The following is a 16,244-nucleotide window of genomic DNA, read 5'->3' as shown; positions in this document are numbered from 1 at the left end:
GACCTTGGCTCAATCGCTCTAATCCCACGAAATCTCTCTCGTGTAGATACAAGGTGGCTCGGCGAAGCCGAGACGGAGAGGGGGAAGCCGCTCACCAATTGCGCCGCCGCCCCCGACAGCCTACCCGAACAGCCGGTCCAGTATCTTGCCCTCAAGCCGCGCAAGCTCGACCGAACCACGCCGCCGTGGCCGTTCCACGGGCACATCCAGATCAAGCGCGATCCGGCCTTCGCTGATCACCACGACCCGATCGGCCAGCGCGACGGCTTCGGCGACATCATGCGTGACCAGCACAGCCGTGAACTTCTGCGCGATCCAGATGCGTTCCAGAAGCTGCTGCATCTCGATGCGGGTCAGCGCGTCGAGTGCGCCGAGCGGCTCGTCGAGAGCCAGGATCTGCGGGTGGCCGACCAGCGCGCGGGCCAGCGCCACGCGCTGCTTCTGACCTCCGGACAGCACCGAAGGCCATTCGTCGGCCCGATCGGCAAGCCCGACCTCGCCGAGAATGTCGAGCGCGCGTTGCCTTGCCTCCGCGCCGGAAGCAATCCCGGTCAGCCCGACCTCGACGTTTTTCACCACGCTGGCCCAGGGCAGGAGCCGTGGCTCCTGGAACATGAAGCGCGTGCGGCTGTGTCCTTCCTCTTCGACGCCGAATGTCAGCGATCCCGATGTCGGCCGGTCGAGCCCGGCCAGAAGCCGCAAAAGCGTGCTCTTGCCGCAGCCGCTCTTGCCGATGACGGCAAGGAACTGCCCGGCCGGCACGTCCAGGTCGATGCCGTCGAGCACGGTCTTGTCGCCGAAGCGCTTGCCGGCTTGCCTGAAGGCAAAGGCCCGCTGCCCTTCGACGGAGCCGATCGGCCGCACCGGCGTGGCGACGAAGGAACGGGCTGCGGTCAGGCTGGCGGCGGTCATGGGCAATCTCTCATCCGTTCTGGAAGGCCGGATGCCAGCCGAGCGACAGCCGCTCGAGCAGGCGGGCGAGGCTGTCGGCGAGCTTGCCGAGCAGCGCGTAGATCAGGATCGACAGCACGACGACGTCGATCAGCAGGAATTCGCGCGCCTGCATGGCCATGTAGCCGAGGCCGGAGCTGGCCGAGATGGTTTCGGCGACGATCAGCGTCAGCCACATGATGCCCAGGGCATACCGCAGGCCGACGAAGATCGCCGGCAGCGCGCCGGGCAGGATGACGCGGAAGAACAGGGCGCGTCGGTCCATGCCGTAGACGCGGCCCATCTCGACCAGCTGCGGGTCGACGCTCTGGATGCCGAGCAGCGTGTTGACGTAGATCGGAAAGAACACGCCAAGCGCCACCAGGAACAGTTTGGCTTCCTCGTCGATGCCGAACCACAGGATGACCAGCGGGATCAGCGCCAGGTGCGGGATGTTGCGGATCATCTGCAGCGTCGTGTCGGTCAGGCCGCGGCTGAGCGTCGACAGCCCGTTGGCAAGGCCAAGCGCAAAGCCGATCGAGCCGCCGACGGCAAAGCCGGCAAGGGCGCGCGCGGTCGAAACGCCGATGTTGCGGACCAGTTCGCCCGACAGCGTCAGCCGCCAGAAGGCCTCGGCGACCGCGCTCGGCGCCGGCAGCACGTTGGCGGGCATGACGCCCGCGCGGCTGGCAATCTCCCAGCCGGCAATAACCAGCGCCGGCAGCAGCCAGCCGATGGCATTGCTATGCAGGCGCGTGGAAAAGCTCATGACGAAGCCTGCAGGCGGTTGGCGCCATGGAAGCCGACCGAGAATTCGTTGGCGATGTTCTCATGCGCCCGTTGCCGCCTGCTGCCGAGCCCGAGTTTTGGAAACAGAAGCTCGGCGACACGGTAGGCTTCTTCAAGATGCGGATAGCCGGAGCCGATAATGGTATCGATGCCGATCGCCTGGTATTCGCGGATGCGCTCAGTGATCTGTTCCGGCGTGCCGACCAGTGCCGTGCCGGCGCCGCCGCGCACCAGCCCGACACCGGCCCACAAATTGGGCGAGACGACCAGCCTGTCACGGCGTCCGCCATGCAATTGCGCCATACGGCGCTGGCCGACCGAATCCATCTGGTTGAGGAAGCGCGCCTGCGCATTTTCGATCTGGGCGTCGGTGACATGGCTGATCAGCCGGTCGGCGGCGCGCCAGGCTTCGTCCTCGGTCTCGCGGACGATGAAATGCAGCCTGATGCCGAAACGCAGTTTTCTGCCGCGCAGTGCCGCTTTTGCGCGCGCCGCGGCCAGCTTCTCGGCAACCTGCGCCGGCGGCTCGCCCCAGGTCAGATACATGTCGACGAGGTCGGCGGCGAGGTCCTGGCCCGCGTCCGACGACCCGCCGAAATAGAGCGGCGGCCGCTCCTGGTGCGGCAGAAGGTCGAGGCGGCCACTCTCGACGCGGTAATATTTGCCGTCGAAATTGACCCGCTGGCCCGACACCAGGCCGCGCCAGATGGTCAGGAACTCATGCGCCTGGGCATAGCGCTCGTCATGCGGCAGGAAGACGCCGTCGCCGGCGAGCTCGGTCGGGTTGCCGCCGACCACGACATTGAGCAGCAGGCGGCCATTGCTCAAGCGGTCGAGGGCGGCGGTCTGGCGTGCGGCGAAAGTCGGCAGCGTGACGCCCGGCCGCAGCGCAACGAGAAACTTCAGCTTTTCGGTCAGCGTCGCGAGGCCCGTCGCGGTGATCCAGGAATCCTCGCAGTTCTGACCCGTGGGCAGCAGCACGCCGGGAAAGCCGAGCCGGTCGACCGCCTGCGCGATCTCCTTGAAGTAGCCGAATTCGGGCGGCCGCTGCTGCTGCTCGGAGCCGAGATAAGAACCGTCGCCATGCGTCGGGATGAACCAGAAGAAATCGAGCGGTGCGGTGCTGGCAGGCGCGGTCATGTCTGGCACAGTCACGGGCGGATCTCCTGGAGATATGGGTGCAAACGCAAAGGGCGCCGGGCGTTCTCACCCGGCGCCGTCAGGGGACAAGTTAGTTGCCGGGTGCTGTCCACACCGCGTCGGAGATGCGGACCGCTTTCGGGATCAGCCCGAGCTTATAGAAGCGGTCGGCGGTGGCCTGCTGGCCGGCGATGATCTCGTCGGTGATCGGAAAGATGCCGAACTTGGTGCGGTTGGCGGCGATGATCTGCGCGTCGAGCGGCACACCGGTCACATCATGCAGCGCCGCGGCCACCTTGTCTCGGTTCTGGTCGGCCCATTTCGCCGCCTCGCCAAGGGCCGATATCGTCGTGGCGATGGTTTCGGGGTGCGCCTTGGCGAAATCCTTGTTGGCGAGGAAGTAGGTGTTGACCTTGAGCACCTCGCTGGAGCGGGCCAGCACACGCGGCTGGTAGCGGGTTTCGGCGATGGCGAAGAACGGATCCCAAACGCTCCAGGCATCGATCTGGTCGCTGGCGAAGGCTGCGGCCGCATCCGCCGGGCTGAGATACACCGGCGTGATCTGGTCGAACGGAATACCGGCCTTTTCCAGTGCGGCGACAAGCAGATTATGCGCGCTGGTGCCCTTGCCGACACCGACGCGCTTGCCCTTGAGGTCGGCGACCGACTGGATCGGCGACGCCGGCTTGACGAAGATCGCCTCGCCGTCGCCATTCGACGGCAGCGCCGCCGCATAGACGATGTTGGCGCCGGCCGACTGGCCGAAGATCGGCGGTGCGTCGCCGGTCCAGCCGACATCGATGGCGCCGACATTGAGCGCCTCGACCAGCGGCGGCCCGGCGGTGAACTCGACCCATTTGACCGTCACGCCCTTGTCTTCAAGTGCCTTTTCGATCACCTGCTGCTGCCTGGCGATCACCGGCAGGCCGGTCTTCTGATAGCCGATGCTGAGCTGCTTCAGCTCCTGCGCTGTGGCGCCGGATGACAGGACAACCGTAGCCGCCAGCAGGCCGATGCCGAAAACACGTCTCGTCAGATTGAAAGGCTTGGTCAGATTGAACATTGATCCCTCTCCTTCGCTGCGGATCGGCGCCGGGAAATGGCCTCGCCGGTTGGAAGATGGATCAGGCTAGGTAGTTCTATAAATTTAGTAGAGGAATAATTTTGCGAGATGGACTTGAAGAGCGGATTTGTTTTCTGCGGGCAGCCCCAGCTTTCGTCATTCTAGGGCGAAGCAAGGAGCGAAGCGACGCGGCGCAGACCCTGGGATCCATGCCGTGACGGTGATGCTATGCTCCGGCGGTGCAAGGAACCGAGCGCCGACCAGCCGGTTCCACGAAAGAGCTCGAACCACTCCGGATTGGCCCTCTCGATCAGTTCGATCTTCCATTGTCGTGGCCAGCGCTTCAGTGATTTCTCACGTTGGATGGCGTCGGTAATGTCGAAATACTCTTCGTACCAGACAAGGCGTTGCACGCCGTAGCGACTTAAAGCCTGAGCCTTGGCCGGACTTGTGCTCGGGTACGCGGCGGCCGAGGTCGTTGGTGACACCGATGTAGATCGTACCGCGCTTCTGACTCGCGGTCATGTAGGCATAGCCGGTCATGGTTGAAGGGTAGCCCGCGTGAGTTGGCGTGCAAAGCGACATTTCTGATCCGCCGCATTCTACGACCACCGTCACGGCATGGATCCTAGGGTCTGCGCCGCGTCGCTTCGCTCCTTGCTTCGCCCTAGGATGACGAAGCTTAAGTTAAGCCGTCTTCGTGACACAAGTCGTGCCCACGCCCTTCACTGCGACCAATACTGCCAGGCCCAGTAAAAACTCTCGTCGCGTGGCGGCAGGCGGTCGCGCTCGGCGTCCCAGCGGACCGGCGTTGGCGATTTCGGTTGCTGTTCTAGCGGCTGGCTTTCCCTGGTCCAGGCGAGAAGCCAGTTACCGGCTTGGGCGAACAGCACGGCGGTGGAATGGGTCATCGTCATTCTCCTGCTCTTCTGGTTTCCAATCATTCGCGTCCCGCCCACGGGACGAGGACGCGTTCGAGCCTGCGGATGGTGAATTCGAGCACGAAGGCGATGGCCGCGATCACCAATATGCCCATCACCACCACGTCGGTGACGAGGAACTGGGCGGCCGACTGGATCATGAAGCCAAGCCCGCGTGTCGCCGCCACCAGTTCGGCGGCGACCAGCGTCGACCAGCCGGCGCCGAGCGCGATGCGCAGTCCGGTCAGGATCGACGGCAGCGCGCTGGGCAGAATGACGTGGCGGACCACTTGGCGCTGGGTAGCACCCAGCGAGCGCGCCGCATTGATGCGCTCCTGCGAGACGCCGCGAACGCCGGACGCGGTCGACAGCGCCACCGGCGCCAGCATGGCAATGGCGATCACCAGGATCTTCGACGGCTCGCCGATGCCGAACCAGATGATGACCAGCGGCAGGTAGGCGAGCGGCGGGATCGGCCGCAGGAATTCCAGCAGCGGATCGAAGATGCCGCGCCCGATCGTGCTGATGCCGATGGCGAGCCCAACCGGCACGCCGATGAGGATGGCGGCGACCAGCGCGGCGAATATCCGCCACAGGCTGGCGACGGCATGCTGCAGCAGCGTTGCATCGACGAAGCCGTCACGAGCGACGGTGATGAACTTGTTCCACACGGCGGCAGGCGATGGCAGAAACACTGGCGACACCAGTTGCAGGCGGGCCGACAGCGCCAGCACCACCAGGATGGTGACAGCGCTGACCGCGCGGGCCGAAACGCCTTTACGCTTGGGGCTGGGTCGCGACCATGGCACCGACAGGCCGTCGGCCTCGTCGATCTTGTGTCCCGGTCGCTCCGTGTAGGAAGTAACGGTCATGCCGCTTCTCCTTCGAAGATCGCATCGGTCAAGTCCGCGCGGGCTTCGGAAAAAATCGGATCGGCCTTGATCGTGCGAATGGCTTCGCCAGACGCGTAGCGCCTGGAGAAGCCGGGTTCAAAAGTCCGCACCACGCGGCCCGGCCCGGGCGCCAGCACGACGATGCGGGTGGCCAGCACCAGCGCCTCCTCGATGCCATGCGTCACCATCAGCACGCCGACCTCGCTTGCCGTCCACAGATCGAGCAGCGTCGTCTGCATGCGTTCGCGCGTCAGCGCATCGAGCGCGCCGAGCGGTTCGTCGAGCAGCAGGAATTCGGGTTCGGCGGCGAGCGCCCGGGCCAGGCCGACGCGCTGGCGCATGCCGCCGGAAAGCTCCCAGATGCGCTTGTCGCCGGCGTCGGTGAGCTTCACCAGCGCCAGCAACTCATCGGCGCGCTGGGCTCGCTCGGCTGGCCTGACACCGCGCAGCCTGAGCGCGAAGGCAACGTTTTCGCGCGCCGTCAGCCATGGGAACAAAGCATCGTTCTGGAACACCACCGCCCGGTCCGAGCCCGGCGCGGTGATCGGCTTGCCGTCGATGGAAGCCGTACCTCGCGCCGGCGCGACAAGGCCGGCGGCGACGTTGAGCAGCGAGGTCTTGCCGCAGCCGGAACGGCCCACCAGCACGACGAAATCGCCCTTGGCGACATCGATCGACACCCGTTCGACGGCAGGCTCCGCCTGGCCGTCATAGTGGATCGAGACCTTGTCCAGTACGAGATGGGGGTCGAGCACGAGATGCGGCATGGATACCTCGCCGATTTTGAAGCAAATCCGACTGCCCCGAAACCGCTCCTCGTCAGCGGTTCCGGGGCAGGCAGCACGCGGCGTCAGGGAAGAAGATCCGCGCGCGTTCGTTTGGCGTCAGGCGTTCAGTTCGAGGCAAGCGCCTCGGTGACGTATTTCGACGACACGTATTTGGAATAATCGGGAAGCACGGCGTCGATCTTGCCTTGCTCCTTGAGGAAGGCGGATGTCGCTTCCACCGCCTTGACCGTGCCGCCGCCGAGGAACTTGTCCGAAGCCTGCTCTTCGAGCGTCGGGAAGACATAGCCCTTGAGCAGCTGCGGCACCTCTTCCAGCTTGGCGCCGGTGATCTTGGCGATCGCGGCCGCCTGTGGCGACGACACCGACCAGGCGTCGGGCTTGGCGAGGAACTCGGCATAGGCGGTGCCCGTCACCTTGACGAAGTCGCGCACTGCCTCAGGGTTCTTTTCGGCGAAGTCGATGCGCACGATCCAGGCGTCGAAGGTCGGCGCGCCCCAGGCGGCGACCTGCGAGGAATCCACCACCACCTTGCCGGTCGTCTTGATCTGGCCGAGCGCCGGATCCCAGACATAGGCCGCGTCGATATCGCCGCGGGAAAAGGCCGCCGCGATTTCCGGTGGCCGCAGATTGAGGATCTCGACCGACTTCGGATCGACGCCCTCGTGCTTCAGCGCGGCGAGCAGGCTGTAATGCGTCGTCGAGACGAAGGGCACGGCGACCTTCTTGCCGGCGAGGTCGGCGACCCCAGCGATGCCGGCGCCGTTGCGCGCCACCAGCGCCTCGGATTCGCCGATCAGGCCGACGATGAAGATGGTCTGGATCGGCAGCTCGCGGCTCGCCGCCGCCGCCAGCGGGCTCGAGCCGACATAGCCGATATCGACCGAACCGGAAGCGACCGCGGCGATGACATCGGCGCCGGAATCGAATTTGCGCCAGTCGATGGTGGCCTTCGTCGCCTCTTCATAGGCGCCGTCGGCCTGCGGCACTTTCGAAGGCTCGACTACCGTTTGATAGCCGATGGTGATCTTGAGGTCGTCGGCAAGGGCCGGGCCGAGGAAGGCCGCACCGGCCAGTGCCGCCGACGAGAGCAGAATAATGCGTCGCGAAATGGTGGACATGAAGGGCTCCTGAAAAGAGAAAAACCGGAATGCCCTATGATAGTCAGCTAATTCTATCGCTCTTGTAGAGTTAAATCCTTCCAACCAAGGCGAGCTTGTTAGAAAAAAGCTGTCGGTGCTGGGTGGCGAAGCGGATGTGGCGGCTGCAAGCGATCTCCTGGCTTGATCCAAGCCGTGACGTTGGGGGCTCGGCTACTGTCCGAAGTCTTCCGATGTCGGCGGGACAGCACCCCCTCTGGCCTGCCGGCCATCTCCCCCGCAAGGAGGGAGATCGCTGTCATCCCGGCTTTCGCCAATCGCCATCGTTGCAGGTGTTGAACCTACGGTGGATCTGCCAATCTCCCCCCTTGCGGGGGAGATGCCCGGCAGGGCAGAGGGGGGTGCTGTCCTGCCAGCGTCCGGCAAGGTTCTGCACGCACCAACGCTCGAAGGAATGGCATGACCTCGATCGCGAACGAGAATTCCTAGTCTTGCCCCTGTCAGGCAAATCCATACCCAAAAAAGCCATGGATTCGAAAACACCTTCCACAGTGCTCCAGCATAAGTATAGTATTATTATCGACATGAGAGAGTTGGAGTCGGCAATGAGCGGCCACCACATCACCATGATCGCTCGCGGCATGGATCGGCTTTCGCCGTCGCGTCAGTCGATGCCGACCACATCCTGCCCTGGAGGACCATTTTGCCATCCCACTGCTCTTAAAGGGCATTTTTGTGCTTTCGAGGGCACAAGGTCGGGCTAAAATGGCCAAAGCGGCTTGAAAACGAAGCAAAATCAACAGTTCTCGGCTTGTACATCATGTCACTAGAATTTATGTGTCATGCGGGCTTGGACGCGGCGGCAACGCACGCCAGGTGTTTTGCAACCGATGGTTCCACGCCGTCGCATGACAGAGAAATTTTGATCTCATGCTCACGAAAAAGGGCAAGTACGGCCTCAAGGCGCTCGTCCATCTCGCGCGATTGCCGGCCGGGCAGCTTGCCTTCGTCAACGACGTCGCCACCGGCAACAACATCCCGAAGAAATTTCTCGACGCCATCCTGGGCGAGTTGCGCAATGCCGGCTTCGTCCAGAGCCGCAAGGGCAAGGATGGCGGCTATCGCCTGGCGCGCCCCGCCGACGAGATCAAGGTCGGCCATGTCGTGCGCGTCCTCGACGGTCCGCTGGCGCCGATCCCCTGCGCCAGCCGCACCCAGTACCAGCGCTGTGAAGATTGCAACGAGGCGACATGCCAAGTCCGACACCTGATGCTCGAGGTCCGGCAGGCGATCGCCGAGGTGCTCGATCAGCGCAGCCTCGCGGAAATGCGCGACATCGTCCTCGACGACCTATCGGTCGCGAAGCGCATCGACGACCTGCCGGTCGCGGTGAAGGTCCAGGCCTGACACTGGCGCTGCGCAGAGCGAAGGCATGCCTATGACCGGGCGTGCCAACTCCATCATCATTGTCGGCGGCGGCGCCAGCGGCGTCGTGCTGGCCGCGCATCTCCTGAAGTCGCCCAATCCCGACCTGCGCGTCACGCTGATCGAAAGGCGCCCGCATTTCGGCCAGGGCATCGCCTATTCGACGCTGCTCTCGGCGCATGTCTTGAATGTCAGCGCCGCCGGCATGAGCGCCTATGCCGACGATCCCGGCAATTTCTGGCGCTGGCTGCAGGAGCGCGGCCTGGCAACGGCCGAGCAGGCGCCCTTCTATGCGCCGCGCAGCATCTATGCCCGTTACCTCGGCGAATTGCTCGACGAGCTGCAGGCGCGCGAAAAGCAGACCGGGCGGCTTCGGCTGATCCGCGAGGAAAGCCTCTCGATCACGCCCACCGCATCCGGTGTCGAAGTGGCGCTGGCCAACGGCACCAGCGTCGTTGCGCATCTCGCCGTGCTGGCCACCGGCCACGACGAGGAGCCGGCGCAGGGCCATGCCATCAGGATGGGATCGGAAGCCGACACAGCACTTCCCCCCGACGCCGGCGTCATGGTGCTGGGCACCGGCCTCAGCATGGTCGATGCCTTCCTGGCGCTCGAGCAGCGCGGCCATCGCGGCGACATCATCGCGGTATCCAGGCGCGGCCTGCTGCCCTCGCCGCATCGTAAGGGCAATCCGATCAAGCTCGACGTCGCCGACATTCCGCTCGGCACGCAGCTCTCCTATTTCGTCGGCTGGTTCCGCGACCTGATCAAGGAAAACCAGAAGGCCGGCATCGACTGGCGCGACGTCGTCGACGGCCTGCGGCCGTTCAACCAGAAGATCTGGCAGAACTGGCCGGCTTCCGCCAAGCGCCGCTTCGTCGAGCACACCAAGGCCTGGTGGGACATCCACCGCCATCGCATGGCGCCCGAGGTCTACGCCCGCGTCACCGAAGCCGTGCGGTCCGGCCGCATCCGCCTGGTCGCCGGCCGCGTCGTCGACATCGCGCGCAACGGCGAATTCACCGTCCAGGTCCAGTCGCGCCACACGCAGCGCCTCGAGACCTTCGAGGTCGCCCGCATCTATGATTGCTCTGGTATCGTCAGGGACATCTCGACCTCGTCGAACAGCGTCGTGCGCTCGCTGGTCGACCGCGGCCTGGCACGGCCGGATCCGCTGCGCATCGGCCTCGATGTATCGGCCAAATGCGAGATCATCGCCGGCGACGGAACCGTCTCGGCCAAGATCCTCGCCGTCGGCCCGCTGACGCGCGGCACCTTCTTCGAGATCGACGCCATTCCGGATATCCGCGTGCAGTGTGCGAGGCTGAGCAAGCAGCTTCTGGGTTGAAGCAGGACCTTTGATGCCGGCGGGACAGCACCCCCCTCTGTCCTGCCGGACATCTCCCCCGCAAGGGGGGAGATTGGCAGCTTCACTTTTGGCACGTTCTCTTCAGCGTTGGAGATTGGCGAAACCGGCGGCGACATCCGATCTTCCCCCTTGCGGGGGAGATGGCCGGCAGGCCAGAGGGGGGTGTGACGGAGTGCTGCGGTAGCGTTTTGTTTGAGACCACAGCCACAACCCGGAATTTCATTCCGCATCTGGCCGGTTGATTGGCACGATCTATCTTCTTTCCGACTGCAAAGGGCTGGAAAAGAGGATACGCTGCCGCTCTGCCTCGAGGCGGTCGCTTGGTCATGGAGCATCGATATGAGCGAGCACGAGATCGCCGCAGCCGACGAATTGTCCCGCCTGCGTCCGCCCTATGCGTCGGTTCTCGACCTGATCGGCCAGACGCCGGTGGTCGAGCTGACCAAATTCGACACCGGCAAGTGCCGGCTGTTCATCAAGCTCGAAAGCCAGAACCCCGGCGGCTCGATCAAGGACCGCATCGCGCTGTCGATGATCGCCGCGGCTGAAAAGCAGGGCAAGCTCAGGCGTGGCGGCACCATTGTCGAGGCGACCGCCGGCAATACCGGCCTCGGCCTCGCCCAGGTCGGCATCCCCAAGGGCTACCGCATCGTGTTGGTCGTGCCCGACAAGATGTCGCGCGAAAAGATCCAGCATCTGCGCGCGCTCGGCGCCGAAGTGCGCATGACGCGGTCCGATGTCGGCAAGGGCCATGCCGAATATTACCAGGACATGGCCGAGAAGATCGCAGCGGAAACGCCCGGCGCCTTCTATGCCAACCAGTTCGCCAACCCGGCCAATCCGCTGGCGCATGAAACCACCACCGGCCCGGAGATCTTTTCGCAGCTCGACGGTGACGTCGATGCCGTGGTCGTCGGCGTCGGCTCCGGCGGCACGCTGACCGGGCTTGGCCGTTACTTCGCCAAGGTGTCGTCGAAGACCGAAATGGTGCTGGCCGATCCGGTCGGCTCGGTGCTGGCGCCGCTGATCAAGACCGGCAAGATGGAAGAGGCCGGCAGCTGGACGGTGGAAGGCATCGGCGAGGATTTCGTGCCGCCCAATGCCGACCTGTCGCTGGTCAAGAAGGCCTATTCCATCCCCGACAAGCAGAGCATGCTGGCGGTCCGCGACCTCTTGTCCAAGGAAGGCATCCTCGCCGGCTCGTCCTCAGGCACGCTTTTGTCCGCCGCGCTGCGCTATTGCCGCGAGCAGACGGTGCCGAAACGCGTCGTCACCTTCGTCTGCGACAGCGGCAACAAGTATCTGTCGAAAGTGTTCGACGATTTCTGGCTGGCCGAGCAGGGGCTGGCCGAGCACGAGCAGCATGGCGATCTGCGCGACCTGGTGATGCGCTCGCACCGCACCGGCGACACCGTCTATGTCGGCCCGGACGAAAGCCTGCTCAACGCCTATGGCCGCATGCGCCGTTCCGATGTCTCGCAGCTGCCGGTGCTCGACAATGGCAAGCTCGTCGGCATCGTCGACGAAAGCGATATTCTTGCTCATGTCGACGGCCCCTATGACGGCCGCTGGGAGCGCTTCAACGGCCCGGTGCGCACGGCCATGACCTCCAATCTGCACACGCTGCAGGCCAGCCAGACGCTGGATGCGCTGCTGCCGGTGTTCGACCGCAACGAGGTCGCCATCATCTTCGACGGCGACGAATTCGTCGGCCTGATAACCCGCATCGACCTGATCAACCATCTGAGGCGCGCACGATGACCAGCAATACTCCGCCAGCCAGCCCATCTTCAGCCGGCAAGAACCGTCTGGCCTTTTCGACGCGCACCATCCATGGCGGCCAGAGCCACGACCCGCTGACAGGCGCGGTGATGGTGCCGATCTACGCCACCTCGACCTTTGCCCAGCAGTCGCCCGGCGTTCACAAGGGCTTTGAATATGCCCGCAGCCAGAACCCGACGCGCTTTGCCTTCGAGCGCGCCGTGGCCGATCTCGAAAGCGGCTCGGCCGCCTTTGCCTTCGCCTCCGGCCTGGCGGCGATCGCCACCGTGCTGGAGCTGCTCGATTCCGGCGCCCACATCGTCGCCACCGACGACATCTATGGCGGCTCGTTCCGGCTGATGGAGCGGGTGCGCAAACGCTCGGCCAATCTGCAGGTCTCGTTCGTCGACTTCACCGACCTCGCTGCCGTCGAGGCGGCGATCCGGCCCGAGACAAAAATGCTGTGGGTCGAGACGCCGACCAACCCGCTGCTGCGCATCGTCGACCTCGAAGGCGTCGCCGCACTCGCCAGGCGCAAGGGGATTCTGACGGTCGCCGACAACACCTTCTGCAGCCCCTATATTCAGCGGCCGCTGGAGCTCGGCATCGACATCGTGGTGCATTCGACGACCAAATATCTCAACGGCCATTCCGACATGGTCGGCGGCGTCGCCGTGGTCGGCGACAACAAGGAGCTCGCCGCCCAGCTGAAATTCTTGCAGAACGCCATCGGCGCCATTTCAGGCCCGTTCGACAGTTTTCTCGCCCTGCGCGGCCTCAAGACGCTGGCGCTCAGGATGGAGCGTCATTCCGCCAATGGCCTCAAGATCGCGCAATGGCTGGAAGCGCGCCGCGACGTCCGCCGCGTCATCTATCCCGGCCTCGCCAGCCACCCGCAGCACGCCGTCGCCGTCCAGCAGATGCACGCCTTCGGCGGCATGATCACAGCCGTGCTCGACCGTGACCTTGCCGGCACCAAAAAGTTCCTCGAACGCACGCAACTGTTCACGCTCGCCGAAAGCCTCGGCGGGGTGGAAAGCCTGATCGAGCATCCGGCGCTGATGACGCATGGGTCCATTCCGGCCGAGAAGCGGGCCGAGATCGGCATATCGGATTCGCTGGTAAGATTGTCGGCGGGGATCGAGGATGGCGACGATCTGATCGCGGATCTGGATCAGGCGCTGGGGGGATAGGCAGCGATCCTTCACACCCCCCTCTGTCCTGCCGGACATCTCCCCCTCTAGTGGGGAGATCAGATGTCACTTCCGCTTTCGCTAATCTCGAACGTTGCAAGACGAGCGGCGCCATCGAAGCTGCCAATCTCCCTCCTTGCGGGGGAGATGGCCGGCAGGCCAGAGGGGGGTGCTGTCCCGCCGACATCAGACAAAACTTCTTCGCCGCGGTGGCGGTGAAAGCAACCGCAGTCTTGCGCCGGTCATCGCCCCGTTGACCCCGAACCCCATCTGCCCGAAGTGTAGCGCCCCATGGCTACACACGCCCCACCCAAACCCACCGACACCCCGCTCACCTTCGCGGTGCTGGTGTTTCCCGGCTTTCCGATGATGGCGTTCAGCTCGGTCATCGAGCCGCTGCGTGCCGCCAATGTCCTGGCGAAAAGAGAATGCTATCGCTGGATCATCGTCGGCGGCACGAAAGGCGCGGTCGAGGCGTCGAACGGCGTCGTTATCCAGCCGGGTTTTTACGCCGAGGATGCGCCGAAGGTCGATCGCATCGTCGTCTGCTCGGGCGGCGATGCCGATCATCTCGTCGCCGAGGACGCAGCACACTGGATCCGCAAGAGCCTGCGCAACGGTGCCCATATCGGCGCGGTGGCCGATGCGGCGTTCTTCCTCGCCCGCGCCGGCCTGCTCGACGGCCATGCCTGCACCTTGCACTGGACCAGCCAGGCCGCCTTCACCGAGGCCTTCCCCAACATTGAGCTCAGGCGCGACCTCTATGTCATCGACCGCAAGCGCTTCACCTCGGCCGGCGGCGTCGGCAGCCTCGACATGATGCTGGAGATCATCACCCGCGATTACGGCGCCGAGCTCGCCGCCGGCGTCGCCGAATGGTTCGTGCACAGCCAGCTGCGCTCCAGCATCGACCGCAAGATGATGCCGCTGCGGCTGCGCACCGGCGTCCAGAACGAACTGGTGCTGTCGGCCATCGCCATCATGGAGGACGCGGTCGAGGAGCGGCTCGGCATGGCCGAGCTGACCGCGAAGCTCGGCGTCTCCTCCGACAAGCTCGAACGCTCCTTCCGCTCCGAACTCGCCATCTCGCCCAATGGCTATTACCGGCGGCTCCGGCTGAAGCGTGCCGCCGACCTTTTGGCGCATTCGACGCTCGCCGTGCGCGACGTGGCGCTGGCCTGCGGCTTCGCCTCGATGTCGAGCTTTGCCCGGGCGTTTCGCGAGGAGCACGGGCATCCGCCGAGATTGGCGAGGCGGCATTAGTTTGTCGATGTTGGCGGGACAGCACCCCCCTCTGTCCTGCCGGACATCTCCCCCGCAAGGGGGGAGATCAGCGGCTTTGGCCTCCCGCGCTTTCTTCAACGTTGAAAATTGGCGAAAGCGCTCGTGACAGCCAATCTCCCTCCTTGCGGGGGAGATGGCCGGCAGGCCAGAGGGGGGTGCTGTCCCGCCAGCGTTCCGCATCTGCCCGCGGCATCCCGCACAACAAACGCGGTTTTCCGCACAATCCCTCCGCCCCTCCTGCGTCATGCTCCGACCTCGCAACCCAGCCAAGGCCGTACCCCCATGAGCATCGTCGTATTCGACCCCGACAGCACCGAGGACGTGGACTTCAAGGACCGCATGCGCCACCCCGCTGCCGCCGATCCGGCCGGCGGTATGTGGCTGTCGGACACCGAGCCGTCCTTCATCGATGCCGATGCGCTGCGCAAGGGCCGGCTGGCGAAACTGCGCGGCTGGATGCGCGAGGCCGGCTATGGCGGCGTCGTTTTGTTCGACCCCTACAACCAGCGCTATGCCACCGGCTCGCGCAATATGTTCGGCTATTTCCTGCGCAACTCGACCCGCTATTTCTTCATTCCGACCGACGGGCCGATCGTGCTGTTCGAATACCCGCAGAGCTATCATGTCTCCATGGTGCTCGACACGATCGACGAGGCGCGTCCTTCCAAGCTCGTCTGGTCGTCGGTGTCGGGCCGCGACGACGAAACCGCCGGTCCCTTCGCCGACGAGATCGCCGAGCTTCTGAAGCAGCATGGCGGTGGCTCGATGAAGCTCGGCCTCGATCGCTGCAGCCATCTGCAGGCGCTAGCGCTCGAAAAGCGCGGCTGCGAGGTTCGCGATTGCCAGGGCGAGATCCTGGCGGTACGCGCCGTCAAGACGCCCGAGGAAGTCAAATGCCTGCAGGTATCGATGGCCGGCGCCGAGGCCGCCGTCTATGCGGTGCGCGAGGCGATCAAGCCCGGCGTCTCGGAAAACGACCTGTTCGCCATCATGTATGGCGAGGTCATCCGCCAGGGCGGCGAGTTCATCGAGACCCGGCTGCTGGCCTCCGGCCAGCGCACCAACCCCTGGTTCAACGAGGCCAGCGGCCGCAAGATCCGCCCCGGCGAACTGCTGGCGCTCGATACCGACACCATCGGCTGCTACGGCTATTATTCGGATTTCTCGCGCACCTTCCGCTGCGGGCCGGGCAAGCCGACGCCCTACCAGAAGTCGCTCTACCGCATGGCGCACGATCAGGTTCAGCATAACATCTCGATCGTCAAACCCGGCATGGCGTTCCGCGAGATTGCCGAGAAGGCGTGGAAGATCCCCGACCGTTTCGTCGACCAGCGCTACACCTCGGTCATGCACGGCGTCGGCATGCATGGCGAAACGCCGTTCATCGCGCATTCCATGGATTACGAGACCTATGGCCGCGACGGCCATATCGTGCCAGGCATGGTGGTGAGCGTCGAAAGCTACATCGGCGAAAAGGGCGGCCGCGAGGGCGTCAAGCTGGAGGACGAGATCCTGATCACCGAGACTGGTACGGAGCTTCTGTCGCGCTTTCCCTATGAGGATGAGTTTCTGGAGACGCAGGTTTGATACGC

The 16,244-nt window shown here is 64.6% G+C and carries 14 protein-coding genes and 1 pseudogene; 6 read left to right on the top strand and 9 right to left on the bottom strand.

Going from position 1 to position 16,244, the window contains the following annotated elements; genetic code table 11:
- Positions 1-120: 120 nt before the first annotated feature.
- From NKI99_RS30120 to tauA, 9 genes and pseudogenes are all read right to left on the bottom strand, one after another.
- On the bottom strand, positions 121-912 hold the full coding sequence (locus NKI99_RS30120) for an ATP-binding cassette domain-containing protein (protein WP_127268050.1): 792 nt from the start codon (positions 910-912) through the stop codon (positions 121-123).
- Between the two features lie 10 nt (positions 913-922).
- The gene (locus NKI99_RS30115; protein ID WP_352613182.1) at positions 923-1,699 is read right to left on the bottom strand and encodes an ABC transporter permease subunit; all 777 of its coding nucleotides are present in this window, start codon (positions 1,697-1,699) and stop codon (positions 923-925) included.
- Positions 1,696-2,859, bottom strand: a complete 1,164-nt coding sequence (gene ssuD, locus NKI99_RS30110; protein ID WP_352613188.1) for an FMNH2-dependent alkanesulfonate monooxygenase — start codon at positions 2,857-2,859, stop codon at positions 1,696-1,698. The genes NKI99_RS30115 and ssuD overlap by 4 nt, the downstream gene beginning before the upstream one ends.
- 91 nt (positions 2,860-2,950) lie before the next feature.
- Positions 2,951-3,922, bottom strand: a complete 972-nt coding sequence (locus tag NKI99_RS30105; RefSeq protein ID WP_352613181.1) for a sulfonate ABC transporter substrate-binding protein — start codon at positions 3,920-3,922, stop codon at positions 2,951-2,953.
- Positions 3,923-4,182: 260 nt separating this feature from the next.
- A pseudogene (locus NKI99_RS30100) lies at positions 4,183-4,465 on the bottom strand (GIY-YIG nuclease family protein); the annotation flags it as partial.
- 182 nt (positions 4,466-4,647) lie between these two features.
- On the bottom strand, positions 4,648-4,833 hold the full coding sequence (locus NKI99_RS30095) for a hypothetical protein (RefSeq protein ID WP_013528709.1): 186 nt from the start codon (positions 4,831-4,833) through the stop codon (positions 4,648-4,650).
- Between the two features lie 29 nt (positions 4,834-4,862).
- Positions 4,863-5,714 carry an ABC transporter permease subunit gene (locus NKI99_RS30090; RefSeq protein WP_352613179.1) on the bottom strand — a complete coding sequence of 284 codons (852 nt, stop codon included), beginning with the start codon at positions 5,712-5,714 and terminating at the stop codon, positions 4,863-4,865.
- Positions 5,711-6,502, bottom strand: coding sequence for a taurine ABC transporter ATP-binding protein (locus NKI99_RS30085; protein ID WP_023813438.1), 792 nt, complete (start codon positions 6,500-6,502; stop codon positions 5,711-5,713). Before NKI99_RS30085 ends, NKI99_RS30090 begins: the two co-directional genes overlap by 4 nt.
- A gap of 125 nt (positions 6,503-6,627) precedes the next feature.
- Positions 6,628-7,641 (bottom strand): taurine ABC transporter substrate-binding protein, encoded by a 1,014-nt coding sequence (gene tauA, locus NKI99_RS30080; protein WP_352613177.1) that lies wholly within the window; start codon positions 7,639-7,641, stop codon positions 6,628-6,630.
- 909 nt (positions 7,642-8,550) lie between these two features.
- Between tauA and NKI99_RS30075 the strand changes: the two genes are divergently transcribed.
- The 6 genes from NKI99_RS30075 (at position 8,551) to NKI99_RS30050 (ending at position 16,239) form a co-directional block, all read left to right on the top strand.
- Entirely contained in the window at positions 8,551-9,027 is a 477-nt protein-coding gene (locus tag NKI99_RS30075; RefSeq protein ID WP_352613175.1) for an RrF2 family transcriptional regulator, read from the top strand.
- A gap of 31 nt (positions 9,028-9,058) precedes the next feature.
- A complete protein-coding gene (locus tag NKI99_RS30070) occupies positions 9,059-10,393 on the top strand; it encodes an FAD/NAD(P)-binding protein (RefSeq protein WP_352613173.1) in 1,335 nt (444 codons plus the stop codon).
- Positions 10,394-10,753: 360 nt separating this feature from the next.
- Entirely contained in the window at positions 10,754-12,175 is a 1,422-nt protein-coding gene (locus tag NKI99_RS30065; protein WP_352613171.1) for a pyridoxal-phosphate dependent enzyme, read from the top strand.
- Entirely contained in the window at positions 12,172-13,368 is a 1,197-nt protein-coding gene (locus tag NKI99_RS30060; RefSeq protein WP_352613170.1) for a trans-sulfuration enzyme family protein, read from the top strand. The genes NKI99_RS30065 and NKI99_RS30060 overlap by 4 nt, the downstream gene beginning before the upstream one ends.
- A 291-nt stretch (positions 13,369-13,659) precedes the next feature.
- Entirely contained in the window at positions 13,660-14,631 is a 972-nt protein-coding gene (locus tag NKI99_RS30055; RefSeq protein ID WP_128305626.1) for a GlxA family transcriptional regulator, read from the top strand.
- Positions 14,632-14,934: 303 nt separating this feature from the next.
- Positions 14,935-16,239, top strand: a complete 1,305-nt coding sequence (locus tag NKI99_RS30050; RefSeq protein WP_352613168.1) for a M24 family metallopeptidase — start codon at positions 14,935-14,937, stop codon at positions 16,237-16,239.
- Positions 16,240-16,244 lie beyond the last annotated feature (5 nt).

This window comes from Mesorhizobium sp. M0239, assembly GCF_040321815.1.
In the GTDB taxonomy this organism is placed as follows: domain Bacteria; phylum Pseudomonadota; class Alphaproteobacteria; order Rhizobiales; family Rhizobiaceae; genus Mesorhizobium.
Note: the sequence above shows the minus strand (reverse complement) of the source record. Positions and strands in the feature narration are given on the sequence as shown.

What these genes read in the sequence shown, in the direction of transcription:
- NKI99_RS30120 (WP_127268050.1), bottom strand. Translation starts at nt 912, where the DNA reads ATGACCGCCGCCAGCCTGACCGCAGCCCGTTCCTTCGTCGCCACGCCG.
- NKI99_RS30115 (WP_352613182.1), bottom strand. Translation starts at nt 1,699, where the DNA reads ATGAGCTTTTCCACGCGCCTGCATAGCAATGCCATCGGCTGGCTGCTG.
- ssuD (WP_352613188.1), bottom strand. Translation starts at nt 2,859, where the DNA reads ATGACCGCGCCTGCCAGCACCGCACCGCTCGATTTCTTCTGGTTCATC.
- NKI99_RS30105 (WP_352613181.1), bottom strand. Translation starts at nt 3,922, where the DNA reads ATGTTCAATCTGACCAAGCCTTTCAATCTGACGAGACGTGTTTTCGGC.
- NKI99_RS30095 (WP_013528709.1), bottom strand. Translation starts at nt 4,833, where the DNA reads ATGACCCATTCCACCGCCGTGCTGTTCGCCCAAGCCGGTAACTGGCTT.
- NKI99_RS30090 (WP_352613179.1), bottom strand. Translation starts at nt 5,714, where the DNA reads ATGACCGTTACTTCCTACACGGAGCGACCGGGACACAAGATCGACGAG.
- NKI99_RS30085 (WP_023813438.1), bottom strand. Translation starts at nt 6,502, where the DNA reads ATGCCGCATCTCGTGCTCGACCCCCATCTCGTACTGGACAAGGTCTCG.
- tauA (WP_352613177.1), bottom strand. Translation starts at nt 7,641, where the DNA reads ATGTCCACCATTTCGCGACGCATTATTCTGCTCTCGTCGGCGGCACTG.
- NKI99_RS30075 (WP_352613175.1), top strand. Translation starts at nt 8,551, where the DNA reads ATGCTCACGAAAAAGGGCAAGTACGGCCTCAAGGCGCTCGTCCATCTC.
- NKI99_RS30070 (WP_352613173.1), top strand. Translation starts at nt 9,059, where the DNA reads ATGACCGGGCGTGCCAACTCCATCATCATTGTCGGCGGCGGCGCCAGC.
- NKI99_RS30065 (WP_352613171.1), top strand. Translation starts at nt 10,754, where the DNA reads ATGAGCGAGCACGAGATCGCCGCAGCCGACGAATTGTCCCGCCTGCGT.
- NKI99_RS30060 (WP_352613170.1), top strand. Translation starts at nt 12,172, where the DNA reads ATGACCAGCAATACTCCGCCAGCCAGCCCATCTTCAGCCGGCAAGAAC.
- NKI99_RS30055 (WP_128305626.1), top strand. Translation starts at nt 13,660, where the DNA reads ATGGCTACACACGCCCCACCCAAACCCACCGACACCCCGCTCACCTTC.
- NKI99_RS30050 (WP_352613168.1), top strand. Translation starts at nt 14,935, where the DNA reads ATGAGCATCGTCGTATTCGACCCCGACAGCACCGAGGACGTGGACTTC.